Genomic DNA, 24,770 nt, shown 5'->3' on the forward strand with positions numbered 1-24,770 from the left:
TCGTCCATCAGCCTCAGGTTCCTGATTATCTCAAGGATCCTCTGCCGTCGTTTTTCTTTCACTATTAACCTCGGTCATATGAATTTCGAGAAGCGCCTTTCTCGATGTTTACATATATATATAACCGCAGAAAAATAAAAATTGACCTTTTAAAAGCAAAAACGCACCTCAAATTCCAATTTTTTTAGAACCTGAAATGCGTTCAATATAGTGAAGAAAAAAAAACTTGACGTCAGATATTTTCTTTAAGTATCTTGCCGAAGTTCTTCAGGTAGTCAATGAACGAAGTATAGGCAAGAAGAACACAAACACCAAAGAAGCCGTATCCTACATACCTAAAGATATCCATCACAAAATTATTCAGACCAAAGATTTCTACAAGACCCGTACGAACAAGTGTTTCCTGAGCAAGGGCAACAAAGCAGGATGCAACATAGAAAACAGTCTTCACCTTTCCACCTTGACGGGCAGCGATGGCTGTTCCGCTTTTAGCAGCAACCATTCTCAAGAAGTTCTGACTGAATTCACGATAAAGAATCGGAATGTAAAAACATACAGGCATGTAACCTGAGAATACGAAACAGGTGAACATTGAAAGATGGAGGAAAACATCCGCAAAAGGATCGAACATCTTTCCAAAATCACTTACTTCATTGTGAAGTCTTGCATAGTGTCCGTCAAAATAATCTGTGAGTTCAGCTGCGGCAAGAAGAGGAATTGAAAGAACCATGGATGCAATTGCAAGAACACTTCCCGGCTCAGCCTTAGTCCATACAGGAATGAAATATATGAGAAACAAAATTGGCGAACTAAAAACTCTCGCCACTGTGAATTTGTTGGACGTTTTCATGACAAATAAGTATAATGGTTAACAACATTAAATACAAGTTGCAGTTCGTTCCTACCATCCTGCAACTAAAAAATCAAAACTAGGGGGTTGATTATGGCATCAATAAAAGCCAGGATCAGGGAAATTTCCACTCTTTTACATTCCATTCCATCGTGGTTGCTCGCATTTTTCGTAGCATCTCTCATCGCAATGAATCTTCTTGCAAACAAAAGCATCAACGGACTGCCTTCGTGGCTTGCGTTGGATTCTGGTTTCATTTTTTCATGGGTCGCTTTTGCCGTAATGGACATCATCGTCAAACGATTTGGTGCAAAAGCCGCAAACATTGTAAGTTTTGTTGCGATCACGCTGAATCTCTTTGTCGTGTTGCTTTTCTTTGCGGCATCGAAAATTCCTGGTGACTGGAGCACCTGCTACGGACCAGACGGAATGCCTGTTCCAGAACTGAACGAAGCGGTGAACAGTATTTTCTGCGGTTCCTGGTTTGTGGTTTTCGGAAGCACATTGGCAATCATCATCTCAACGATGTTCAACAATTTCATGAACGTTACGATCGGGAAACTTTTTGAAAAAAGTAATTTCAAGGCCTATGCTGCACGCTCCATTGTCTCAACTTTCCTTGGACAGTTTGTGGACAACATGGTATTTGCATTTGTGGTAAGCGTTCACTTTTTTGGATGGACTCCATTGCAGGCAGTTACCTGTTCAATTACAGGCGGAATTGCAGAACTTCTTTTTGAAGTCATACTTTCTCCATTTTGCTACAAGGTTGTCCTTGCATGGGAAAGAGACAATGTAGGAAAGGAATACATAGAAAAATATTGCTAGTAAAACAAAGAGGCACCGCAAATTGAAAATTTTAATTACTGGAACAGCAAAGGGAATCGGCAAGGCTACTGCAGAGTATTTTCTTGATAAAGGACATGAAGTTGCAGGACTTGATGTCCTTGGTTCTTCCATTGACCACATGAACTACACTCACCATATTGCCGACGTTTCAGACGAAAATACCTTTCCTGAACTTGATGGCATTGAAGTTATCATAAACAACGCGGGAGTACAGAACTGCAACGATATAGAAATCAACTTAAAGGGAACGATTAAGATTTCTGAATTCTACATCAGCAGGAATACCAGGGCTGTTGTGAACGTTGCCTCTACGAGTGCCCATACGGGTGCTGAATTCGGCGAGTATGCGGCAAGTAAAGGCGGGATACTTGCATATACAAAAAATCTTGCAAGCCGTCTTGCTCCACAGGGGGCTACTGCAAACAGCATTTCTCCAGGCGGAGTACGAACTGAAATGAATTTACCCGTGATGGAAGATGAAAAGCTTTGGAACCAGATCATGGACCTGACGCCAATGAAGAAATGGGCTGAACCAGAAGAAATTGCAAGGTGGATTTATTTTCTTGCAGTGGAAAACAAGTCCGCTACGGGCATAGACATAATAGTAGACAACGGAGAAAACACCTGCGGTGCAAAATTCATCTGGCCAGAATAAGTTTTCCATCGGATTTGTTCAGTCCTACGGACTTCACTTTGTCAGTCACACTGATTCGGGCTGCCTAACGGCATCCCTTTTTTTACGCTTTGATATTGCCCATACACGCAGGGATTTGTCATTCCGCACCTCTGTCTTTCTGCAGGTCTTCATTTTTGATGTAGAAATTCATCGAATGTCAGAATTGATAACTCTGTCAAACCGTAAAGATTTCGCTCTTGGAATATTAATCCATTTTCCCCTTATGATTTTCCGTAGGAAAATCGAATCCGTGTGATATTTTTTTATGTCTGTCACACTGATTCGGGCTGCCTAACGGCATCCCTTTTTTCAAATCTTGATATTCGCTCCCACTTAAGGGAATTACTTCCGAAATTTATCAGTAAACCAATTTGCTTATTTGTACCTTTCAAATAGTTTATTACCTGAGCTTTGTGCGCACTTACTAACTGTGTCACTGCTTTCAATTCAACAATAATTTCGTCGAAACATATAAAATCTGCAAAGTATCCCTTATCGAGTTTTATCCCTTTGTAATAGATTTCAATCTTTGCTTCTCTTACAAATTTAATTCCCATTGTCTTGAATTCAATGGCAAGAGCATCTTGATAAACAGGTTTCAGAAAACCACTTCCTAATTCCCTATGAACATTCATGCAGGCTTGAATAATCAATCCTGTCATGTCTTCAAATTTCAGCTCCATTTTCCTCCATGATTTTCCGTAGGAAAATCGAATCCGTGTGACAACTATTATTTTCCGAAGAGCACCTTGATAAGGTCACGGACATTTTCTGTAACTGCAGCACCCTGATCTTTTTCTGGAACTGTCAGCTTTTCAAAGCCTAAATCTCGGGCTGCTTTTATGCGCTGCTTCTGCTTTGTCACGGGACGTACTTCTCCTGCAAGGGAAAGTTCTCCGATGACTACGGATTTTTCTGGAAGAGGAAGGTCAGTTCTTGCGCTGTAGAGGGCTGCGGCGAGGGCGGCGTCAATGGCACTTTCCGTCAAACGAACTCCACCTGCAACATTTATGTAAAGGTCCTGGTCGCTGAATTTTATCCCGAGTCTTTTTTCAAGAACTGCGGCCACACGGCTTACGCGGGCGGTATCTATCTTGTCGCTGTAGACTCTGTTGACCGCCGCCTTCGCAGGAACTGTCAAAGCTTGAATCTCTACTATAAATACACGGGTTCCCTCAAAGACACTTGCGCAGGCTACTCCAGCTGGAGTCTCTCCTTTTCTGCGTGTGATGAAAAGTGCGCTTGGGTCTGTTATGCATTTTAATCCTGTGCTTTCCATTTCGAAAATGCCAAGTTCGTCTACTGAACCAAAACGGTTTTTCTGGGCACGAAGAAACCTTACTTCATCTTTTGTGCGCTCAAAAGAAAGGACCGTATCAACCATGTGTTCGAGGGATTTAGGCCCTGCTATTATTCCGTCTTTTGTAACATGGGCGGTCATAAACAGAACGCTGTCCCTTTCCTTTACCCACCCTATCAATTCGTTGGCGCAATACTTGAGCTGGTTTACGGTACCTGGAACAATTCCACATTCCGCAGAGTACACGGTCTGGATTGAATCTATTATCACAACTGCAGGCTTTAAAGAATCAAGGGCATCAAGAATATCTTCAAGACGAAGGGTACAGAGAATTTCCACTGCATCTACATTAAGCCCAAGTCTGTTAGCACGGCCTTTTATCTGTCCTGCAGATTCCTCACCTGAAACATAGAGGACTCTTCCTTTGCTAAGCATTCCTGCGGCTGTCTGGATAAGCAGGGTGGATTTTCCGATTCCAGGTTCGCCGCCGATGAGGACTGCACTCCGCTTTGTTGCGCCTCCACCAAGCACTCGGTCGAATTCTGGGTTGCCTGTAAATATCCGTTCATTTTCCTGTGCAGAAATTCTTGCCATTGGAACTGGCTTTACCTTTACTGCAGTACCATCTGCATTCAATCTTGCAGAAGATGCATTTGGATCTGTCATGCATTCTTCAAGAGTATTCCATTCTCCGCAACCAGGACAACGACCAAGCCAGGCTGGCTGTGTATAGCCACATGACGAACATTTATAGACTATAGTAGATTTCTTCTTTGCCATGAGTAAAATATAAGAAATAAAAAGGAATTATGCCACCAGAAAGCTTAAATCTGAAAAGGTGGCCTAGAGGATTTCTTCCAGTTCCCCAGCATCGCCAACATCATCAGCAGTAGGAAGATCATCCATGTTTACGACCATACTTTTTTTCTTGAGTTCAAGAGGATAGACCGTTTCGTCTGGATTTGCGTAGTCCGCCTGTTTGTCGATGTTACCTTCAAGGATTCTAAAAACGTAGCTGCGTACCTTGTTCTTCACCTCTGTGGTAACGTTCTTTGCGAAGAGAGTTACAAGAACATTTATGTCTCCCTTCTTGAATTCCTTGAGAATGACAAGAGGGGCTGGGAGTTTTACGCCGTAGAGCCAAAGATCAACCTTTGGAAAACTTGTGTTAGGGGGGATGACTCCGCACAGTTTATCTGGAATTTTACAGGCAAGACCAACAGAACTGAAATCGACCAAAGGCAACTGCATTTCTCCGCTTTTCATTGCTATGCTGATGAAAGCATTTCCACTTACTTCACAGGTAGCACGCACATACTGTCGGCGTCCCTTTGCTCCGTTAACATCAAGAATGCAGGAAAGTGTTTCCGCAAAGTCTTCCCTGTTAGGAGATGCTGGAACATATCCGCAAGGGAGCTTTGCATTATAGAAGAAAAGATTCATCTGCTTTGGAGAAGTGTTGATTGAAAGAACTCCAAAAAAGATGGTGGCAAGAGTCTCATCCTCTTCACATGAAAGGATGAAGTTCAGATACTGAATGACCGTAAGAGATTTTTCATCTACATGGTCAAGGTTTACAAGGCAGATGGAGTCTGGATTCTGACGCAGGATGCATTTTGCCTGCCTAAAGTCTTCAATAAGGTATGTCTCATACTCCATGTTTCTTAGCTTGCCTTTGGCAAGCTGCTCGATATTGAACGAGGCATTGATAAAGAATACTTTCCTACCGAATACAGGATTTTCTTTTGAAACAAACTCTTCTGCCATGCATTGTCCTAAAATTTTGCTCTTCTAAGCCTTACTCGTTCGATGTCCTCACAGAACAATTCACGAAGGTCATTGAGACCAAGAGCCATAAGAGCCATACGGTCAATACCGATACCCCATGCAAGAACAGGAACATCGATACCCATTGGCTTTGTAACTTCAGGTCTGAAAATTCCTGAGCCACCGAGCTCGAACCAGCCGAGCTTTGGATGCTTGATGTGAACTTCGATTGAAGGTTCTGTAAATGGGAAGTAACCAGGAACATACTTAACATCTGTTGCTCCCGCGATTTCTACGGCAAACATCTCAAGGAAGCCGAGGAGGGTCTTGAGGTTTGCTTCTTCTCCAAGAACGATACCTTCCGTCTGATAGAAGTCAGAAAGGTGTGTTGCGTCTACCTTGTCGTAGCGGAAGCAGCGTGCAATACCGAAGTACTTGCCTGGAACTTCTGCCTTATGAAGCTGGTGTGCAGAAAGAACTGTACCCTGGCTTCTCATGATGAGGCGGCGTGTGAATTCGTTGTCAAAGCTGTAGTTCCAGCCACGGCTGCCTGTGTTTCCACCGTCGCGATGAACTGCTGCAACATTGCTCAGATATGGTTCTTCAATTGACTTTGCGTGTGTTGGTGTCTTGATGCGGTATACATCGTGGATGTCGCGTGCTGCGTGGAACTGTGGCATGAAGAGTGCATCACCGTTCCAGAATTCTGTTTCTACGAGAGGTCCGTCGAATTCCTGGAAACCAAGTGAACAGAGCTTGTCCTTTACGCTTTCAAGGAACTGAACGTATGGATTTGTGCGTCCTGGAATGATGCGTGCAGGAGGAATCGTGATGTTGTATCCGCGGAATGTTCCCTTCTTCCAGTCACCTGATGTGATGAGTGAAGGAGTGATTTCTCCGATTTCGTTTCCTGTGATTCCAGCGCTCTTGAGGGCTTCTGCAACCGCAGTAAATGCTTCCGTAAGTTTATATGCAACAGTCTCGCGCTCGATTGTCTTGAAAGGTGTTTCAGAAATACCGCGCTTCTTTGTGAGACCGCCCATTGTTTCGATTTCTTCTTTTGAAAGGTTAGCGGCATCAAGAGTTGAATTTTCTGCCTTGCTTGCCTTTTCAATGAGTGCCTTTGCAAGAGCAAAACGAGCAGGAAGTTCTCCGCCCTTATATTCTGCCCTCTTGTCTTCTGTCATGCCAAGAACATTGTCCTTGCTCAATGAACCGAATGCTGAACCTACATCCTTGTTTTCAAGAGCAAGCTTTGTTGCGATTTCTGGAAGTGTATGTGGTCCATTATCTTTAAGGAAGTTGATGATTCTTTCTTCTGCAAAACCTTCCTTGAGGATCTTGCGTCCGAAGTCTGTAAGTTCAAAATATGTATGTGGTGTGCGGGATGTTTCTGCCAAAAGCTTCTTTCCGCTAAGCCAGCTGAATGCCTGGTTTGCGTGGCCCGCCTTGAATCCGAGTTCTGTTTCAAGTCTTGTTGATGTGAGTTCATCCTTTAGGCTGTAATGAAGGAGAATCTTTGTCTCGAGAGGATGAAGGTTTTTGATGAATGATTTTAAGTCTGCCATTTTTTTGTTCTGCCTGAAAAAAATTTTGCTGAGAAATATTTCTTCATTGCAGGCAGAGGATACCTGACAACCTTTTGTTTAGGCAAACATGGGCGCCAGGTTCAGCCTGCAATGAAGACTTGTCTTACTTTGTGAAGATTACTCTTGAAGAATAAGTAACGTAAGGAATCTTTCCTTCCTTGTAATGCTTTTCTACGCCAAAAGTTCCCTTCTTGTAGTCAGCATAGCGGTAGTGCTTGTACTTGTGTTCAACAGCAAAATCCTGGTATACAGCCATAGCAACATTCATTGCTTCTCCCTTTTCATAAGACGAACGGATACATGTATACTGGAAGATTGCTTCGCCAGTAAGTGGTGTGTAGTCAATGCGAAGTGTTACGTTCTTTGCCTTTGGGTGAAGTTCCTTGTAAAGATCGCTGTCTTCAAGCATGATGATCTGTGTAGCGTTAGGATCGTCCTTTGAATCTTCTGCAGCTACTTCTGCGAGGATTGCATCTGCATCCTGTGCAAAAATTGAACCGAGAGCAAACAATGCTACTGCAGCGAGTGTAAATATCTTTTTCATGTGATTCCTCCTTTGTTAGAACACATTAAAATTGTGTGTATTTAATTATTCTATCAGTTTCAAGGAAAAAATCAAGGTCGACCACATATTGGCCGTTCCTGACATAGATCCTTGGATCCCTGATGAGAAGAACTGTGCCCGAAATTTCCTTGGGCTTGTTCTTTTCCAATGTCCTCCAGTATTCACGTACAGCATCTTTCAATGCCATACTGCAGGCTTCCTTTATCCCGTCAAAACCCTTTTCGACAGAGCCTCTGCCTACACCTTTTACATGGGGATGAACGATGGAAGTCCACCGTTTGTATTCAACCTGCTGCTGCTTTGTCCTGTTGCAGTAGACACGGCTCAAAAGCTTACCTTCCACCGCTTCTGGATCGTGGAATTCAATTGGATTCATCGTCTTGTCAAAGGGCTTTATCTCGTCGAATTCCCAATATTCCTTTACGCCGCGACGCTTATCGTAGGGAGTATATTCGAATTTCCAGCCGTTGATCATGCCGTTAAGAAGGAACGGTGCCACCTGTTTTGAACGCTCGATCGCAAAACCGAACATCTTCTGAAACTGATCCTGACCTTCCTTTTTCTTGGGCTCTGTTTCCTTTGCTTCTCCCGTCTCTTCAAAGCTGCCAGGAAAGGCATCCAGATCTGCCCATACAAGAATCCTGAGCTGTTCACTCTGTTCCTGGACCTGAGCAACCAAAGCCAAAGGTGAAAAAATCAGGAGGAAAATGGAAATCAGGATGTAAAGTAACCTTCTGTTCATAAGTTTCCTACAGGTTGTCTCTCCACACTTTCAGCGGATGCACTCCCATTCGTATAACAAAATAGAGCCAGGCAAGTAACAGACCGCTTAGATGGGCAACATGAGAAATTCCGCCGCTGCCTGTAAACTGACTGATGAATTCAATCACCGCGTAGACCAGAACGAGCAATGGAGCCTGGACTGGAATGATTCCCCAGATGTAGATCACGTTACGGGGAAAGATTACTGCATAGGCAAAAAGAACCGCATAGATCGCACCACTGGCACCTATCAGCAGGATATTCATTCCAAGGAACCAGTAGACCGCCATGCAGAAAAGACCGTCAAGGATTCCGCACACAAAATAGAAAAGAAGGAATTCCTTTGTACCTACAGCCTTCTCAAAAGGTATTCCGAAAAAAAACAGGGCTATCATGTTGAAAAGGATATGACGCCATCCACCATGGACAAAAAGATATGTCACAGGCTGCCAGAAGTAATGAAGTCTAAGCCCCGCAAAGGAAAGCCCAAGGTAAAGGGAAGAACGAGGTATCATCTGAATGAGGAAAAGTGCTGCAATATTGATGAAAACAATTGCCATGGTGGCATTCACAAATACATAGCGGAAAGGTTTTTTCAGTAAATTCATTTACCTGTATTTTATTTGATTTCTTCACCGTCTGCAACGGAAATACGGTTTCTTCCGTTTTCCTTTGAGACATAGAGCGCCTTGTCCGCCTGATCGACGAGAACTTTTGCGGAACGCACAGGATTTTCATCAACGGAGAACACGGAAATACCACCAGAAATGGTAAGATGCATCTCGTTGTTTTCGTATACAAGAACTGTTTCTTCTATTCTTTTGCGGATTCTTTCGGCAACCAGATATGCGCCTTCAACATCCGTGTTGCAGAGCATTACGGTAAATTCCTCACCGCCATAACGGCAGGCCATGTCTTCGTCGCGAATGCTGTCCTTGATGATCTTTGCAACATGCTGAAGGACATAGTCACCGCAGGCATGTCCGTATGTATCGTTGAACTTCTTGAAAAAATCGATGTCAAACATGAGGATGCTCAGCTTTTCATTCTGGGCAAAGGCATTGTCCAGTTTGTCCTCCAATATATTGAAGAAAAAGAACTTGAGTTTAAGGTGGGTCATCATGTCCGTCGAAGCCTGTTCGATGAGGGATGCGTTATGGACAGCCACGGAAGCAAGGGATGCGATGGTCTGGATCTCATCCCTTTCATAGTTTGTATATGCAGTTTCCATTCCGTCGATATAGATGCGTTCACCCATGACAAGGATGCCGTTAAGACGGTTCTTTAGGATGAGCGGTACGATAAGAGACGGATTGAGGGTCTCGAGCATATCAAAATCCTTGCATCCAGGAACATATTCCCTAAGCTCCTTGAGGGTAAATACGTTGTTTGACTGGGTGAAGAATTCCACAAGCTTGGACTCGACTGGAATTTTGTACTCAATGGTTGGATCGATGGCGATACCGCTATAGTGGTCGGAAAGAACATATCCATCATCATTGTTGAGTTCATCGATGACGAAGATACCAGCACCTGTAACGCGCATCTGTGCCATGGCAATATAGAGAATGGATTCTACAAGAGGATTAAGTTCGATGGTAGTACAGAACGAACGCGAAATTTCGAGCATCTGCTGAAGGTCATAGATATGCTTCTCAAACTCTGCGATAACTTCGTTTTCTTTTTCTTCGGTGCTGCTTACAGCTGATATATCGGCAGACCCCTTTCCTTTAACTTTTTTAGCCATTATTTCTTCTCTATTGAACCGATTATAACATAATTCTTCATTATTTCAAGAAAAACCTTCCACTGTCCGTATTGGTTTTCCATGAAGTCTGAATTCTCCCTGTTTCTGGAAGAAATCATAAGCACCTTAAGATTCTGTATTACATCGGAGCTTGGTTTTTTTGATTCTACGATGATGTCGTTTATTTTCTTGTAAAGCTGGAATATGTTGGTCGTCTCCGTCTGAATGACTTCCTTTGCAGTCTTGTTTACCCTGTCGATCATATCCTTGAGGGTGGATTCAAAAGACTGGTCCTTGTGGCTGTCTCGGATGAGGGATGTGATGTTTGCCTCGTCAAAGACACTGCCACGCTTGAATTTTGCCTCAAAAGCTTCGATTCGTTCCGCGGCATCATTGAGCGCAAAGACTGCCGATGAAAATTCAGACTTGTAGGACTGATTCATGAAGAAGCCTTCGATTACGATGTCGTTAAGGAGCGGTTTGACATGTTCAATGAAGTAAAATTTCACGAAGTTCTTGAGAAGCTGCATAGGAGTAATCCAAAGGAATGAACAAGGCGTGCTCTGGCGAAGCTGATTATCCAGTTCCTTGCTGTAACCGACGACTGGAACCAGCTGGATCTGACCGAAGATCTGGTTTATTTCGTTGCTTATGGTAGCATCCTGGATCTCGCTTTTAAGACGGGCTTCGTCCACGCGGAACCTGTTTTCAAGATAGTCGGCATATTTCTGCCTTCCGTTTCCTTTGTAGACAGCACGGTCTGGAATGAATTCACAGTTCTTCTTTGCGATGCGGATGAGGTACATGAGCACATCCTTTGTAAAGATATGCTTGACTATGCTCTGGATTTTCTTGAAGTTGTCCTTGAGTCCTGAAGCATAGGAATCACTTACGGAACCACCCTTTGTAAGCTTAGCCAAGGCAAGCACGGCATTGTACACGGAATTGGTGATGTCCATGTCTGCAATGACAAAGTAGAGGTCAAGAAGGCTGTTTTCAAGAAGGTCTGGAGGAAGAGCCTGGAAGTCAGGAGTGTAGTCCAGCTTTGTGCTGAAGCCGTTGTCAAAGACCTTTAGGGCAGTCACATAGCTGAAACGGCAGATATCGTTCAATTGCTTTATCTTATCCAATGTAACGTCAATCTTGATGAATTCCTGGGAATTGAGTTCGCGTATTACCTTTTCAAGCTTTCTGTGTTCGCCTTCAAAGTACCTGATGATGGATTCTGCCTGCATTGCGCCTGACTTTCTCTTGTCGTAGGCAAATTCCTCGAGGGTATCCTTTGCTTCTTCGGAAAAGCCAGTGAGCAGAAGCTGCTCTTCATATTTTCTTGAGCATTCGAGGTCTGTCGAGCACAATGTCTGTGAAAGTATATCAAGGATTGGATCTGTGTTCTGGAAAAGAATTCTGAGGGTCTCTGCAAATTCAGGTTGAATAAGTCCGTTTCTGTAAAGATTGGGCGCAAGCACCTTCAAATCGTTTTCAATCTTCCTTACTGCCTGACGCTGGATGGATTCAGGTGAATTAGGAGAGAACAATGACTGAAAAAAATCTGAAATTTTCTGCAGAAAACTCATATTTGTTCATTATACTGTGTTGGACTGATGTTAACAAGTATCACAGAAAATCGGAAAGGATGTCGCGGTAGTCTTTTTCTGTTTCTGCACGGACCAGCTTGGCACGAATCTGAGCTCCGCCCTTGATGCCGCTTGAATATGCGCAGAATTTCTTTCGCATCTGAAGGCAGGCTCCCTTTTCGCCAAACTGGTCAATGTTGACTTCAAGCTCACGGAATCCTGCGGCAATGCGCTCTGCCACGGTTTCTTCCATATAATTACCTTCGGTGAGATACTGTATGGTCCTGCGGAACAGGAAAGGATCTCCCATGGCACCGCGGGCAAACATCACGCCGTCGCAACCTGTTTCCTTGAGCATCCGCTCTGCAGTTTCTGGGGTAAAGGCATCACCACTGCCGAAAATCGGGATTCTCTTGGCAGATTGTTCCACAAGCCTTGCCTGAAGCTCCCAGTCCGCCTTGCCAGCATACCCCTGAGCCCTTGTCCTTGCATGGATCGTAAGGGCATCGGCACCAGCTTCTATGGCAGCCTCAAGGTTTTCGCTCCAGGTCATATGCTCGCTGTCCCATCCGCTTCGGATCTTTATGGTGACAGGAACATTTCCCCTCTCTGGATGCTCCTTCGCATATTCCATGGAAGAGTCCTTTACTGCCTTTACAATAGAAAAAAGCCTGTCGGTTTCTTTCGTAAGCATGCTTCCTGCACCTGATTTGACTATCTTAGGAACAGGACAACCGCCATTGATGTCGATGCTTTCACATGTAGTTTTTTCAAGAACTATCTTTGTCGCCGCCGCCATGACTTCAGCGGTACCTCCGAAAATCTGGACGGCATAGCTTTTTTCATTTGGAGCTCGTGCCATAAGGTCGGCTGTCTTTATGTTGCCGCGGGTAAGAGCCTCTGCGCTTACCATTTCGGTAGTGCAAAAGGAAGCGCCGCAATCAACGCAAAGACTTCTGAACGCCCTGTCGCTATAGCCAGCGATGGGAGCAAGGAAGAGGTTTCCTTCAAGATGGAGAGACCCTATGTCTACGGGATGGTACAAAGCACTCATGTCACGGGAACCGCTAAGACGTGTTTTTCCTAATGGTTCTTGCCTTCTGGAAGACCAAAGAACCTGCAGCTGTTTGTCCATAACATTGCGGCAAGGGATTCAACATCCATTTCAAGCATTTCTGCAAGGAACTTAGCTGTATATGGAAGGAAAGCTGGCATTGTTCTTTCATCTTTCTTTGCGGCAGGAGCCATGAACGGACTTTCTGTTTCAATGAGGATTCTGTCCGTTGCACCTGCATCCTTCAAGGCAAAGACGGTCTCATGGAGATTCCTTGCATTGCGGTATGTAAGGTTTCCTGCAAATGAGAAGTATACGTTAAGACCTGCTTCAAGACATTCCAGGGCATAGGCTGCATTCTCGCTGTAGCAGTGGAATACGGCACCCTTTGAAGGAATTCTGTCCTTTAGGATTTCAAGTATGTCCTTTCCAGCCTCTCGGTTATGGACGATGACAGGCTTGTCGTATTTCTGGGCAATATCAAGCTGGGAGATGAAGAATTCTATCTGAGTTCTCTTGTCTCCGTATTTCTTGCAGTAATCAAGACCAGTTTCACCGATGGCAACAACATTTGGAAGCTGTGCGCTTTCTTCAATTGTCTTTGCCCAATCCTTTCCTGGAGCCATGATTTCAGAAGGTGCTACACCTACTGCATGGTAAATTCCCTTCTGGGATTTAAGGTATGGATATTCTTTCTTGAAGTCATAGAGGCTGTTATTGATGCTGATGATGCGTGCAACACCTGCAAGCTTGGCTTGCTGAATAACACTGATTTGTCTGATCGGGTCATTGTAGATCAACCCGATATGGGCATGAGTATCAAATAATTGCATGGCTTTTCCTTTTTAGATTACAGATAGATAAAAAAAATTCTGAAAGGAAACCTTTCAGAATTCCATTACATTACGAGTTATTTAACCGATAATACTCTAAGGATACCATAGTAGTATTTTCAAGTCAAACCTTTTCTTGCAAGGGTGGGCACATGGAAATCACTTGAAAACACTAACGAGTGTTTGGTATAATGGCCTAATTGAGGTAATACGTGGCACACACACGCAAATTCAAACGTCTTGAAAAGAACTTAGTCTCACGCATCATGCACGCATTCGGTGCTTTCTTTGCATCTGCGTTCAGAATCTTTATGCGTGTCGTTAAATTCTTTGATGGCAAGCTTACCCTCATGATCGTGCCGCATTCAAATGGAAAGGTAATGAGTGTCCAGACAAATGTATTTGCTCTGGTGCTCGGTCTTGCTGTCATCTGTGGAATTGCATGTTCCTTCGTCTACTTCAACCACAGGAACAATTCTTCCGGGGCAGAGATTTCACGCCTTAGGGAAGAGAACCGCGAAACCCTTGCCAGCCTTGATGAGCTCCGTGACGAGAACAACAACCTTCTTCAGACTGCAAAGAGATTCCAGTCTTCATTGAGCCAGTCTCTTTCACTTCTCGGCATCAACCAGAGCACGCAGACATCAAAATCAACAGGAAAGAATTCGGACCTTTCGTCCCTGTTTGACACTCAAGACATCACATCTGGTTCCCTCAAGGAAACTTCGGATATTCGTCAGCTTACATCATATCTTGAAAACGCGGTACGTCCTGTTGAACAGATTGGAAAGATGCTCGAAAACCAGGGAACACTTTTCTCTGACATTCCGAACGTTTGGCCAATCAAGAACGGCATCGGTCATATCTCGATGGAATTCGGTCAGAACGTTCATCCAATCACGCAGCAGTGGTACATCCACAAGGGTTTGGACTTCTCTACATGGAGAAGTGGAGATCCTATCATCGCAACTGCCAACGGTCAGATTGTTACCGTAGGCTATTCTGATGACTTCGGTAACTTTATCATCATCAAGCATAAGTACGGTATCTACACTCGCTATGCGCATCTTGCGACAACACGCGTCAAGAAAGGTGACATCGTAAACCAGAGGCAGATCATAGGTACAATCGGCAACACAGGTATTTCAACTGGACCTCATCTTCACTATGAAGTTCATATCGGTTCAGACGTTGTAGATCCAGCAAAATACATTAACGTAAAATAAGCAAATGGCACTTACAGACAACATTTCCATCAACAGCATTCTAGGAAGCGGTTCTTCAGTCAAGGGCGATGTAAAGATCAATGGTTTTGCAAGAATCGACGGTGACATCGACGGTAACCTTGAGGCAGCAGGAAACATCATAATCGGTGAGAACGCTAGGATCCGCGGAAACGTTACAGGACGGTCCGTTACGATCATCGGCGGCATAGTGATCGGAAACATCGTCGCTCCTGAGTTCATCAGGCTTCTTTCAACAAGTGCGGTAATCGGCGACATCCAGACAAAGAAACTCTATTCAGAAGAGAACGTCATCATTCATGGACACTGCATCTCAAGGGTTGAGACGGCGGACTACGAAAAGGCATCCTCTGAATGGGAGAATGTAAAGGCAATCAGCTCCATGTCTGTCAGGATCTAGCATGGCAGTAGACGGAATCAACAATTCATCGGCCATTTATTTTCAGGCAGCACAGTCCGCCGCAGTCCAGCAGGCCGCACAGGCATCAAAAGAAAAAAAGACAGAGAAGACCACACAAAAGAAAAGCATCTTTGCATCTCTCTTTGAAAAAGCACAGGCACAGGTTCAGTTTACCCAGGATGGTTTCCCCATCGAAATTGCAGAGATGGAGCTTGAAGAAGCTGCCGTCTGGTTAAGGGATCAGGCTGATTCAGCTGCCGACGTCCTGAAGGATCATCAGACACCAGATGTTTTTGCCGACTACAGAAAAAAGGTCACCAATTTCATGAGGTATGTGGTCAAACACAATCTTGAATTCAAGAAAAAAAACAGGGCATTCAGGCGTGGTGTCCAGCGTGAACCACATTGCCAGATAAACATCATAAACGAGAAACTGGACGAGATGGCAAGATGGCTGATAAATCCCGCAAACGACATTCATAGAAAGACCTTGGGAATGCTTGAAAGAATAAACGAGCTGAAGGGTCTTTTGGTAGACCTTTATGCCTCTTGAATGTTAAAATACAACCATAGGAAATTACAATGTCAGATATTTTTGAGAACGATATATATAAAGAAAGTGAAGACCTTTCTTCACTCGAAGACAACATCACGCAGGACACAGGCAACGAAGATTATGTTTTTCCAAAGGAACTCTACAAGCTTCGTCTTGCCTATTCTTTTGAAGGAATCTATGCGACAGTTCCGCAGGGAATGAAGATCAGCGACGGGGATGACGTCATCATTCCTACGCGTTACGGACTTGACCTTGCAAAGAACCTTGGGCTTTCAAAATCTCCTGTAGGAATAAAACCTTCCGATGTTGTTGAGATTTCAAGAATCGCCACAAAGGAAGACCTTGAGAAAGCTGAGCGTCTCAAGGAAACGGAAAAGGACGCTTTTTCAAAATTCAAGGAAAAGGTTGCTTTCCACAAGCTGGACATGAAGCTTATCACCGTTCATTTCCTTGTAGGTGAACAGAAAGCCCTTTTCTTCTTCTCGAGCGAAAACCGCGTTGACTTCCGTGATCTCGTAAAGGATCTCGTATCGATCTTTAAGATGAGGATTGAACTCCGCCAGATTGGGGTACGTGATGAAAGCCGAATCACTGGTGGACTGGGAGTCTGCGGAAGACCATATTGCTGCAACTGCATCAGCGACAAGCTTAGACCTGTCAGCATCCGCATGGCAAAGGACCAGAACCTTAGCCTCAACTCAATGAAAATAAGCGGACAGTGTGGAAGACTTCTTTGCTGCCTTAGCTACGAATATGACTGGTACTCAGAGGCAAGAAAGAGACTTCCAAACGAAGGCATAAGACTTTATTATGATGACACCAACTTTCGCGTTACAGAAGTGAATCCAATCACATCCATGGTGAAAATGTCTGGTGAAGATGGCAGAATACTTGAAGTCAACGCAAAAAGATTTTCCCGTGACGGAAACCGCTGGAAGATCAACTAGAAAACGCTATTTAATTACGACTACATAGGACTCTTCATTTCCGTTGAAGGGACTCTTTTCAAAATCCGCATAGAATTCCGCACTGGAGAAACCTGCTTTTTCCGCAAAGTGTTCAAGTTCCGTCGGCGTCACAGGATAGACTGGTACATTCGAGAGTACAGGAAGAATCTTCTCAGAGCTGTTTTCGACATTTATGCTTACAGTCCTTTCCCCGTTTTCGTCGGTCAATATTTCTGTAAAAAGTTTTGAGCGCACGCTTTCCCTTGTCTTCAAGGTAACCAGCTTGCTGTCTCCAAATTTCTCAAAGTTGACCATCTCAAAGACAAGGATTCCTTGAGGCGCAAGAAGTTTTTTTGCATCACACATGAAATTCTGTATTGCTTCAGCACCAGGAAAGAACATGAGACGATTGTTCATGACATAGATTACATTGTAGAAGGACTTGCCAAGAAATTTTGCAATGTCAGGAATGAACATCTGAAAGAAACGGATGAACATAAGCTGGCTTCTTCTACGGAGATTTGCAGCCTGCAGGAGTTCCTCAGCATTTTCAATGCCTGTGACATCATGACCTTGCCTAGCCAGATGGTTTTCCAAAAGACCAGTACCGCATTGGATCGAAAGGAAGTGCACGGGTGTCTTGAATTCACCTGCGAAATTTGAAAGAAAACTTTTCTTTGCTTCCGTTACTGGAAACAGTTCATCATAATATTCTACCAGATTTTTAATTGAACGCATGAATCAATTATAAGGTCAGATTTTTAAAAACGCAAATTAAAAAAGTTCTGCCGTTTTTTTTGCAGCAGAACTTTCAGTTTATGAATATTTACTATTTATTCTTTCTTGCTTCGATTGCTTTCTTTACGCCATCAGCAAAAAGCTGGTTCTGGTCAGTCCTCAATTCAACTGAGAACTGAGGTGCACCGTCAGCCGCATTGATACGGTAAAGATTCATCGGATCAGTCGCATAGGCTGGGCTTGCAGGATTGTTTACCCACCAGTCAAGAACAGACATGATGCAGTATGTATATTTGATGAGGTTTGCGTTTGTTGCGGCGGTTACAGAAGCTTCCCTCTTGGCACCAAGAAGAACATCTATTCTTTTTGAGATAGGATTTGGAAGATCAAAGTTATATCTGTCCCAAGGATTCATCACTCCAAGAACCGTTTTCTTGCCAGCGGAATTTTCATCGATTCTGCGGGTAAGGGTCGTAAATACGGTGCGGATGTAATCTGTTCTTCCAAAGAAAGGCTTGTACTTGGTATCGTTGATAGGCTTCTGAAGAACAGGTGCGTTGAACTTGAAATGTGGAAGGAAGAAATATTTCATACGCCAGAGGATGTTGTTGAGGTTTTCCTTTCCAAAATTTGTCTGTGCATAGTCCTTCTGGGAATAGAGGGTGTTTACGAATGTACGGAGATAGTCCCCAAGCTTCTTTCCAAAAAGATCCTCGTAGTAAGAAACCCAATCGCTCATACATGCATCGAGTCTGTCAGGAATGGCTCCAAGCACCTCATCAGCTTCAATGTTGAACTTGATGTTGCGGCAACCCTTGAAGCAATCTTCAAGAATGAGGATAAGCACAACTGTTACCTGCAAAGGATTTTCAGGATGAACAACGTTGAAGCCATCGACAAAGTTGTAGATCGGCTGGAAATATGGATAAAGATCTGGATGATTTTCAAGATGGAGGAATCCAGCACCAGGGAAAAGCTGGTCAAGAATTCTCAAGCCCATGGTGACGACTTCGTTCTTTTCGCCTGCAATCTTGCGTGCTTCCTTTTTCTTTTCCTCTTTCTTTTCTTCTGGCTTTGCTTCCGCAGGCTTTTTCTTTTCTGGAAGAAGGAGATCGAATTTTGAGATTCCAAGGAACTTAAGGATCTCCGCAATCTTAACCTTGAAGAAATCAGGGAATTCAACATATTCAGCAGAACACATTCTCATAAGAAGAGGATAGAATCCCTTGATCACCTGGTCATGCAGATAAAGCCATTCTGTAAGTCCCTGCTTTGCAAGCCCCTGAAGCTTTGCCTTGTCTGAATTTGTATATGTTCCCAGGTCGGAATAGATTTCACGGATGAGTGCGGAAACCTGCTGGTCACCGATATAGTAGACGGTAAGGAGAAGACGATAGATTGAACGCACGATCGGGATGAGCATCGGAACTGTAAGGATATCTGCAGAACCTTCCATTTCCAGAGCAAGAACCTTAAGATCCTTTATCTGCCATTTTCCAATCGTTCTAAGGAATTTGAATTTAAGGTCGGTTTCAGTCGCGATCTTTGCCTTGTATGGATCAGGAGAAATCTGAATGAATGTCTTTATCGTAGTAACAAAAGCCTGGATGTGGTCGACATGACGCTTGATGATATACTCTCCAAGATTCTTCTGAACCTTTTCCTTATTCTTTGCAGACATCCTGAAAAGGAAATTGAAAAGACCAAAATCAGGTTTGATGTTATATGCCGCAGACATCATGCAACGGTCCATAAGCTTAAGTTCGCGAGCCGAAATCTCAGGCAAATCTTCATCAGTTTTCACTTTCTTTCCCCCAGCTGGTCTTCCACCTACAAAGGCAGCAGACGAAGATGATCCAAAGCTTGCGCTTGCAGATGAAATATCCGAAGCCATCTTTCCAGAAGCCCTTACGACAGGCTCATGATGCGACCTTCTTTTAGGCATGTTGGAAGTATCCATAGGAGCAGATCTTTCCTTAAGGATTTCTCCTCCTAGAATTTTCTGCATTTCTGCAGCTTCCTTATCATCTATCGGACCAATGTTTTTTCTAGTTTTATCGAGTGTTCCTGGTTCAAGGGTACGCTTAGGCGAATTTGTGTCTGGCATGCATGCCTCCTGGAAACTTGAAAAGTTTTAAAGTCTTATCAAGTAATTTTCGGCTAATCCTGGCAATGATTTGAATGTTATTTTCTCACCATCCGCCGTGACCACAGTGCCTTCAAAAGTTCCATAGATACTTCTGTAGACGGTTCTCAATATTATCGCGCTGATTTTCTTTACGTTGGAAGAAACAGGTGTGAATGTAAGGTCCACCATGTTCTCCGTATCCTGAATGACCCACGGCCCGTTGATTCCCATATTGTGGCTTATGACAACAGGTGGAAGAGGAGTTGCCTTTCCATTGTAGAAAAGCATGTTGAGGTTGTATCTTTCGATGTTTGCTGCATCGTGGGATTCAGCGGCTATACGGAATGAAATGTTTTTTCCCTTTACCGTGCTGAAGCATTCAACAAATTCTCCGTGAGAACGGAATTTCATGTATGTTCTTGAAATATTGAAATTTGAAACACCTGTGCAATCCGCCATGGTTTTTGTTTCACCGTTCCTGTAGGCAAGGGTCAATGTTCCATGGACTGGAAGAGTGCAATTGTAGAGTGCTGAACATCTTCTGGATGTTGGATTGGGTCTGGAGCAAGTCAATTCAGCGAACTGTTCGTCTGTGAAATCTGCAGAAAGGGCACCGTGGGCGTTTGGTCTTACGGAATCCCCGTTAAGGTCAAAAACAACGGAAAGCTTTCCATGGTTTCTGTCCCAACTGATTCTTGTATATCGCTTTCGTGAAAAACTGGTGGTCGAAGCAAATTCCAGATCATGGGGAACAAAGCGTTTTCTCATGCTCATGACTGAGTGATAGACGAATTTCTGGTTTGTATTTTTGTTCCAGAAAATCACCTCTGAATAACCGATGATCTTAGCATCTACAAAGGAAATGCGACCTATATAGTCACCGATGTCAAAGGAAAATGTAAGACGGCTTTTTATGCGGAGATTGGTTATGAATGTAGGAAGAGGAACAGTTCCGTAAGGTTTAAAAACACCTCTGATGTCCAGTCTTTTGGGATGTCCCTTGAAAGTTCCAAACACAGGCTTGTAATTCTTTACCAGTGTATCAGGAGTCTCTGTTATTTCTCTTGTGTACAATAAAATGCCTCTTTTCTACTATTATATAGCGATAACTTTGAGAAGGCAACTATTGCAATGGAACATAATCAGCGTTGTTTTTCAGGACGGCATATACAACATTCAGCAATTTGTGGCACAGGAATCCCATGGTCTTGTAGTGGCCTTTGCCATTGCTTACTTTCTTACCGTACAATTTTATGATTTCCTTGTTATGGTTCACGTTGACGAAGCTGGCTATCCAAAGAGCTCTCCTGAGATAAGGGGATCCACGCTTTGACATATGGTTTTCAGAACTTATGAATTCTCCCGACTGTTTTATTGAAGGATCTATGCCTGCAAAAGCAACAAGTTTCTTTGATGAACTGAATCTGTTTATGTCACCGATCTCACTAAGAATCACAGCACCAAGGATTGGTCCGATGCCAGGAATCTGAGTGATTTTTGTATTGAAATGGCTGAAAATCTCAGAGATCACTTTTTCAAGGGATTCTATCTGTTTTTCAAGGAGTTCTATCTGCTCCACCATCTGCTTGACAAGAAAGGAAAGAGGAGTATGGTCCATCAAGGCGCTGAAGGAATCCTGTGCGGCAAGCTTAATGGCCTGAGCCTTTCCTTCATTGAATCTACCTCGGCTGGCTCTTTTAATAATTGCAGAAAATTCATCAAAGGGAATCTCCTGTACTTCTTTTGATGACGGACATCTTTTCAGTATGGCACATGAGGTCTTTCCAAACATATCAGAAAAAATTTCCTGGAATTCGGGGAAAATTTTGTCCATTATGACCACGATCTTTCTTTTTAAATCTGAATTCATATCTACAAGATAGAATCTCTGTCTTGAAAGTTCTCTTACAGTCATCAGCTTATCATCAGTCAGACGAGTTTCCGTATACTGCCCAAACCGTATTACATTGGCTATGAGCTTTGAGTCCACGGAATCTGTCTTTGTCTTTCTTAAATACAGGTTTCTTAGGGCATCTGACTGCAATGGATTTATTACATGCACCCGAAATCCTTTGTCGATGAGTCTTGTGTACAGGTTGATCCAGTAATGTCCCGTTGCTTCCATTCCGATTTCGAAATTCGAATAGTCCTTGTCCACTTCTTCAATTCTGGAAATAAGAATGGAAAATCCTTCCGTCGTATTTGCAAATCTGAAGTTTTTGCTTTTCTGGTGACCATCTGAATCAATGATCACTGCCTGATGACTTTTTTTTGCGATGTCAATTCCTATTATATACATAGTAAACCTTTAAAAAGAACAAGAATTACCACAACCATGGTAAACTGCCATGGCAGGGGTCCTGGTCTTATTTACGGGATCATAGTCCCAAGGAGGCCATTAGGATACACCTAGGGTAATTCTTGGATTTGAAAGTAACATAAATAGAAACTTAAATCAAATTTTTCTCTTTGCTTCCTTTTAAGGAGGCTAAGAGATGAAAAAGACTCTTATCGCAGTAGCTGCAGCAGCAGCATTGACAACATCTGCTTTCGCAGAAATCACATTCGGATCATGGGGACGTGCAATTCTCGTTCCTATCGCTAGCAACGGAGACAAGACAGTTGCCGGCCAGAACCAGTCATGGGGTGGTTGGGGACGTACAATCGGTATGGACATCAATGGTTCAGATGCAGAAGGAAAGGCTGGTTTCAGCATGGCTTACCGCAACAACACAAACGGTGAAGCAGAAACTGGTGAAAACGCACACTTCTGGATCAAGCCTCTTGATGAAGTTAAGGTAATCGCTGGTAAGGTTGAATACAATGCACTCCGTGGAAACGCATGTCTTCCAGGTTGGGATGTAATCCGTTCTTCTTTTGCAATCGGTGAAGATCTTCTCTTCAAGAACTACGCAGGAACAGGTGCTCTTGTAGAATATGCAAACGATGCACTTACAGTATTCGCAGCAGTTCCACTTTCAAAAGATTTCGCATCTAAAGACGAGGACAAGTCAGATGACCAGGTTTCTAACGTTTACGCTAGAGCACAGGCTGGTTTCGGCTACAAAATCGACGGTGTAGGTGTTGTAAAGGCACAGTTCATCGGAAAGAATACAGAAGAAGATGTTGCTGGAAGCAAGAAGAAGTACACAGGCGACATCGAAGCTGCATTTGACCTTACAGCTGTTGAAAACCTCTGGGTTGGTGTTGGTATTACATTCCCAATCATGGACAAGGATCTTGGTGGTGTAGCTCTTAAAGATGGAGTATATTCAGTTAAGGCAGGTACAGATATGAAGATCGGTCTCGGTGCTTCTTATGCAGTATCTGATGAACTCACAGTTATGGCTAACGCTAAGGTACTCCTTGCACAGAACTACAAGAAGGACAACACTGGCGATGAAGCAATCAAGCCTGGAATGCAGTTTGGTGCAGGTGTAACATACAAGATTGAAGATGGTCTCAGCCTCGCAGCAGAAGTAAGCTACCTTGCAGAACGCAAATGCGGTGATGCTAAGATCAACGAATCTTCTGTATTCGCTATGGCAGGTCTCAACAAGTCTGTAGGTGCTGCAAACGTATTCTGTGGATTCGAAATGCAGACAAACGTTCTTGGACAGGCTAGCGGTCTTTCAGGAATCAAGAATCCAAAGGCAGATACAACATCAAAGTCTACACAGTGGGCAGTTCCAGTTGTTATCTCTCTCGGACTCTAATTTACCGTTGTTAAATGCCGAATTGACATTCTGTTGATAAAGCGGACCCCTGGCTCATCCCCAGGGGTTTTCTTTTTATATGAAATGGAGTAAATCATGAAAAAAATTATCGTAGGCATCATTCTTGCAGCGGCATTAGCCTCAGGATTTGCTGCAAAAAAAAGAATTAAAGATCATATTACGGAAACAAAACTTGGTTCCTTTGATGAATTTGAAATAGGATCAGGAACTCTTAAAACAAAGAAGATGGCAAGTTCAGATCTTTCAGCCCAGGATTTCATTGTAAAGTTCAATCCAAGAAAGAATACTGCAAGCCTTCATTACAAAAAGTTAGGATTGAAGGAACGTCTGATATTTGATGTAGATGGTAGAAACACCTTAATAGAAGCATATAAGGCTTATCTAGCTGACTATGAAGCAAAGAACCTCAACCGTAAAAAGACAAAATTTGAACCCCAGTATGGTCAGGCCAGAATGAAAATTGACTGGGGGGCATTTTCATATAACATGACAGCTCATCCAAAGGCCGACTTTGGATATATATTTTTTGGAAAATCACCCTATTTTGCCATAAGGGTACATTCCATAAAATCTGAAGAGACAAAGGATGGAATTGCACCCGAATATTCTGGAGCAATTCTCTACTTTACACGTGCAGAGTTAAAGGACCTTGCCGAAGCTCTTTCTGAAGAGACAATCTCTAAGGGCATGCAGGACCTTGTTGTCAATTATGCTGGTGATGATTATCTAGAAGACAATGATAAAACAGCTGATGGGGAAGAAGATTATATAGAAAAGTAGAAGTTTCCCTGACTTGTCTGATATGTACCCATAATCCTGAACACATATTATGAACTAGGCGGAACTGATGGATGCTTCTCTGTATTTTACAGGAGGCATCCATTTTGTTTTACCTGAATTAATTTGATGTTATAATAGTCTATGTAATCTACGATTATCACAGAAAACTCTTCAAAAGATTTGAAATCTTTTTCATGACCATAACGCAATTTTCATAGCTCTTTCCTTTACGTAACATAGATTGAATAATTCCATGCTCAATCAAGGCTGCCCTGTAATAATTATGCTGATATTGTCATCCTTAGTCTGAATGAAAAATAACTCATTTGACTTTATGAAACTTTTCAAAGGCATAATTCAGCATATGTTTTAACTGTTCCATGTTTGGATTGAGCGATAAATCATAAGAAATAATTTCATTTGTATACACATCCAATATTGAAGAACATAACATTTACTCCAGGAAAAAATAAACTGAGAAACAGCAGTTCATAGATCTGCTAAAATTCTCAGCTCCTGAGACTCACTGTCAGATGCGTGGGGCGCAGCGTAACGCTCAACCACCGAAAAATATACTTATTGGACAGTCATTTTTATTTGCTACCAACTGTCTACGGATTGGTCTTAGAAATCTCCTCGACTTCATCTAGGGGCAGTCCCGTGCACTTTGC

25 protein-coding genes are annotated in these 24,770 nt (G+C 43.2%); 8 read left to right on the plus strand and 17 right to left on the minus strand.

All coding sequences use genetic code 11. From position 1 onward, the window contains the following. Positions 1 to 232: 232 nt before the first annotated feature. A complete protein-coding gene (gene pgsA, locus ACKI39_RS01855; protein WP_407397094.1) occupies positions 233 to 850 on the minus strand; it encodes a CDP-diacylglycerol--glycerol-3-phosphate 3-phosphatidyltransferase in 618 nt (205 codons plus the stop codon). A gap of 93 nt (positions 851 to 943) precedes the next feature. Between pgsA and ACKI39_RS01860 the strand changes: the two genes are divergently transcribed. Then, positions 944 to 1,678, plus strand: coding sequence for a VUT family protein (locus tag ACKI39_RS01860; RefSeq protein ID WP_407397096.1), 735 nt, complete (start codon positions 944 to 946; stop codon positions 1,676 to 1,678). A 22-nt stretch (positions 1,679 to 1,700) separates the two neighbouring features. Beyond that, the gene (locus ACKI39_RS01865; protein ID WP_407397098.1) at positions 1,701 to 2,354 is read left to right on the plus strand and encodes an SDR family NAD(P)-dependent oxidoreductase; all 654 of its coding nucleotides are present in this window, start codon (positions 1,701 to 1,703) and stop codon (positions 2,352 to 2,354) included. Between the two features lie 293 nt (positions 2,355 to 2,647). Here ACKI39_RS01865 and ACKI39_RS01870 read toward each other — a convergent pair whose 3' ends face one another. The 11 genes from ACKI39_RS01870 to ACKI39_RS01920 all read right to left on the minus strand — a co-directional run bounded on the left by ACKI39_RS01870 (position 2,648) and on the right by ACKI39_RS01920 (position 13,569). Next, on the minus strand, positions 2,648 to 3,058 hold the full coding sequence (locus ACKI39_RS01870; protein ID WP_407397100.1) for a GxxExxY protein: 411 nt from the start codon (positions 3,056 to 3,058) through the stop codon (positions 2,648 to 2,650). Between the two features lie 47 nt (positions 3,059 to 3,105). Beyond that, positions 3,106 to 4,455, minus strand: a complete 1,350-nt coding sequence (gene radA / locus ACKI39_RS01875; RefSeq protein WP_407397102.1) for a DNA repair protein RadA — start codon at positions 4,453 to 4,455, stop codon at positions 3,106 to 3,108. A 63-nt stretch (positions 4,456 to 4,518) separates the two neighbouring features. Continuing rightward, positions 4,519 to 5,442 (minus strand): hypothetical protein, encoded by a 924-nt coding sequence (locus tag ACKI39_RS01880; protein WP_407397104.1) that lies wholly within the window; start codon positions 5,440 to 5,442, stop codon positions 4,519 to 4,521. A gap of 8 nt (positions 5,443 to 5,450) precedes the next feature. Further along, positions 5,451 to 7,010 (minus strand): phenylalanine--tRNA ligase subunit alpha, encoded by a 1,560-nt coding sequence (gene pheS / locus ACKI39_RS01885; RefSeq protein WP_318692097.1) that lies wholly within the window; start codon positions 7,008 to 7,010, stop codon positions 5,451 to 5,453. A gap of 124 nt (positions 7,011 to 7,134) precedes the next feature. Next, a complete protein-coding gene (locus ACKI39_RS01890) occupies positions 7,135 to 7,575 on the minus strand; it encodes a hypothetical protein (RefSeq protein WP_407397106.1) in 441 nt (146 codons plus the stop codon). A 25-nt stretch (positions 7,576 to 7,600) separates the two neighbouring features. Beyond that, complete coding sequence (locus ACKI39_RS01895) at positions 7,601 to 8,338, minus strand: hypothetical protein (RefSeq protein WP_407397108.1); 738 nt, start codon at positions 8,336 to 8,338, stop codon at positions 7,601 to 7,603. Between the two features lie 7 nt (positions 8,339 to 8,345). Continuing rightward, entirely contained in the window at positions 8,346 to 8,966 is a 621-nt protein-coding gene (locus tag ACKI39_RS01900; protein WP_407397110.1) for a rhomboid family intramembrane serine protease, read from the minus strand. Between the two features lie 11 nt (positions 8,967 to 8,977). Further along, the gene (gene dgcA, locus ACKI39_RS01905; protein ID WP_407397112.1) at positions 8,978 to 10,105 is read right to left on the minus strand and encodes a diguanylate cyclase DgcA; all 1,128 of its coding nucleotides are present in this window, start codon (positions 10,103 to 10,105) and stop codon (positions 8,978 to 8,980) included. After that, the gene (locus tag ACKI39_RS01910; RefSeq protein WP_407397114.1) at positions 10,105 to 11,682 is read right to left on the minus strand and encodes a DUF5312 family protein; all 1,578 of its coding nucleotides are present in this window, start codon (positions 11,680 to 11,682) and stop codon (positions 10,105 to 10,107) included. Before ACKI39_RS01910 ends, dgcA begins: the two co-directional genes overlap by 1 nt. A gap of 40 nt (positions 11,683 to 11,722) precedes the next feature. After that, complete coding sequence (gene dusB, locus ACKI39_RS01915) at positions 11,723 to 12,736, minus strand: tRNA dihydrouridine synthase DusB (protein ID WP_407397139.1); 1,014 nt, start codon at positions 12,734 to 12,736, stop codon at positions 11,723 to 11,725. A 29-nt stretch (positions 12,737 to 12,765) separates the two neighbouring features. After that, positions 12,766 to 13,569 (minus strand): TatD family hydrolase, encoded by an 804-nt coding sequence (locus tag ACKI39_RS01920; RefSeq protein ID WP_407397116.1) that lies wholly within the window; start codon positions 13,567 to 13,569, stop codon positions 12,766 to 12,768. A gap of 212 nt (positions 13,570 to 13,781) precedes the next feature. On the opposite strand from ACKI39_RS01920, the gene ACKI39_RS01925 reads away from it, so the two are divergent. Genes ACKI39_RS01925 through ACKI39_RS01940 form a run of 4 tightly spaced genes read left to right on the plus strand, consistent with a single transcriptional unit; the run spans position 13,782 to position 16,716 of the window. Next, positions 13,782 to 14,795, plus strand: coding sequence for a M23 family metallopeptidase (locus tag ACKI39_RS01925; RefSeq protein WP_407397118.1), 1,014 nt, complete (start codon positions 13,782 to 13,784; stop codon positions 14,793 to 14,795). Positions 14,796 to 14,799: 4 nt separating this feature from the next. Continuing rightward, positions 14,800 to 15,213 (plus strand): bactofilin family protein, encoded by a 414-nt coding sequence (locus tag ACKI39_RS01930; RefSeq protein ID WP_407397120.1) that lies wholly within the window; start codon positions 14,800 to 14,802, stop codon positions 15,211 to 15,213. A 1-nt stretch (position 15,214) separates the two neighbouring features. Beyond that, complete coding sequence (locus ACKI39_RS01935; RefSeq protein ID WP_407397122.1) at positions 15,215 to 15,766, plus strand: YaaR family protein; 552 nt, start codon at positions 15,215 to 15,217, stop codon at positions 15,764 to 15,766. 29 nt (positions 15,767 to 15,795) lie between these two features. Beyond that, positions 15,796 to 16,716: a PSP1 domain-containing protein gene (locus ACKI39_RS01940; RefSeq protein ID WP_407397124.1), complete on the plus strand. Its 921-nt coding sequence runs from the start codon at positions 15,796 to 15,798 to the stop codon at positions 16,714 to 16,716. 6 nt (positions 16,717 to 16,722) lie between these two features. Here the strand turns inward: ACKI39_RS01940 and ACKI39_RS01945 are convergent, their stop codons facing one another. From ACKI39_RS01945 to ACKI39_RS01960, 4 genes are all read right to left on the minus strand, one after another. Beyond that, positions 16,723 to 17,454: a class I SAM-dependent methyltransferase gene (locus ACKI39_RS01945; protein WP_407397126.1), complete on the minus strand. Its 732-nt coding sequence runs from the start codon at positions 17,452 to 17,454 to the stop codon at positions 16,723 to 16,725. Positions 17,455 to 17,545: 91 nt separating this feature from the next. Next, positions 17,546 to 19,561, minus strand: a complete 2,016-nt coding sequence (locus tag ACKI39_RS01950; protein WP_407397128.1) for a hypothetical protein — start codon at positions 19,559 to 19,561, stop codon at positions 17,546 to 17,548. Between the two features lie 27 nt (positions 19,562 to 19,588). Then, positions 19,589 to 20,656 (minus strand): DUF2804 domain-containing protein, encoded by a 1,068-nt coding sequence (locus tag ACKI39_RS01955; protein ID WP_407397129.1) that lies wholly within the window; start codon positions 20,654 to 20,656, stop codon positions 19,589 to 19,591. Positions 20,657 to 20,705: 49 nt separating this feature from the next. Further along, complete coding sequence (locus ACKI39_RS01960; protein WP_407397131.1) at positions 20,706 to 21,881, minus strand: IS110 family RNA-guided transposase; 1,176 nt, start codon at positions 21,879 to 21,881, stop codon at positions 20,706 to 20,708. A gap of 196 nt (positions 21,882 to 22,077) precedes the next feature. On the opposite strand from ACKI39_RS01960, the gene ACKI39_RS01965 reads away from it, so the two are divergent. Further along, the gene (locus ACKI39_RS01965; RefSeq protein WP_407397133.1) at positions 22,078 to 23,298 is read left to right on the plus strand and encodes a porin family protein; all 1,221 of its coding nucleotides are present in this window, start codon (positions 22,078 to 22,080) and stop codon (positions 23,296 to 23,298) included. A 96-nt stretch (positions 23,299 to 23,394) separates the two neighbouring features. After that, on the plus strand, positions 23,395 to 24,099 hold the full coding sequence (locus tag ACKI39_RS01970) for a hypothetical protein (protein ID WP_407397135.1): 705 nt from the start codon (positions 23,395 to 23,397) through the stop codon (positions 24,097 to 24,099). Between the two features lie 86 nt (positions 24,100 to 24,185). Here ACKI39_RS01970 and ACKI39_RS01975 read toward each other — a convergent pair whose 3' ends face one another. Continuing rightward, entirely contained in the window at positions 24,186 to 24,308 is a 123-nt protein-coding gene (locus ACKI39_RS01975; protein WP_407397137.1) for an IS3 family transposase, read from the minus strand. Between the last annotated feature and the right edge of the window lie 462 nt (positions 24,309 to 24,770).

This window comes from Treponema sp. (assembly GCF_045641405.1).
Lineage (GTDB): Bacteria > Spirochaetota > Spirochaetia > Treponematales > Treponemataceae > Treponema_D.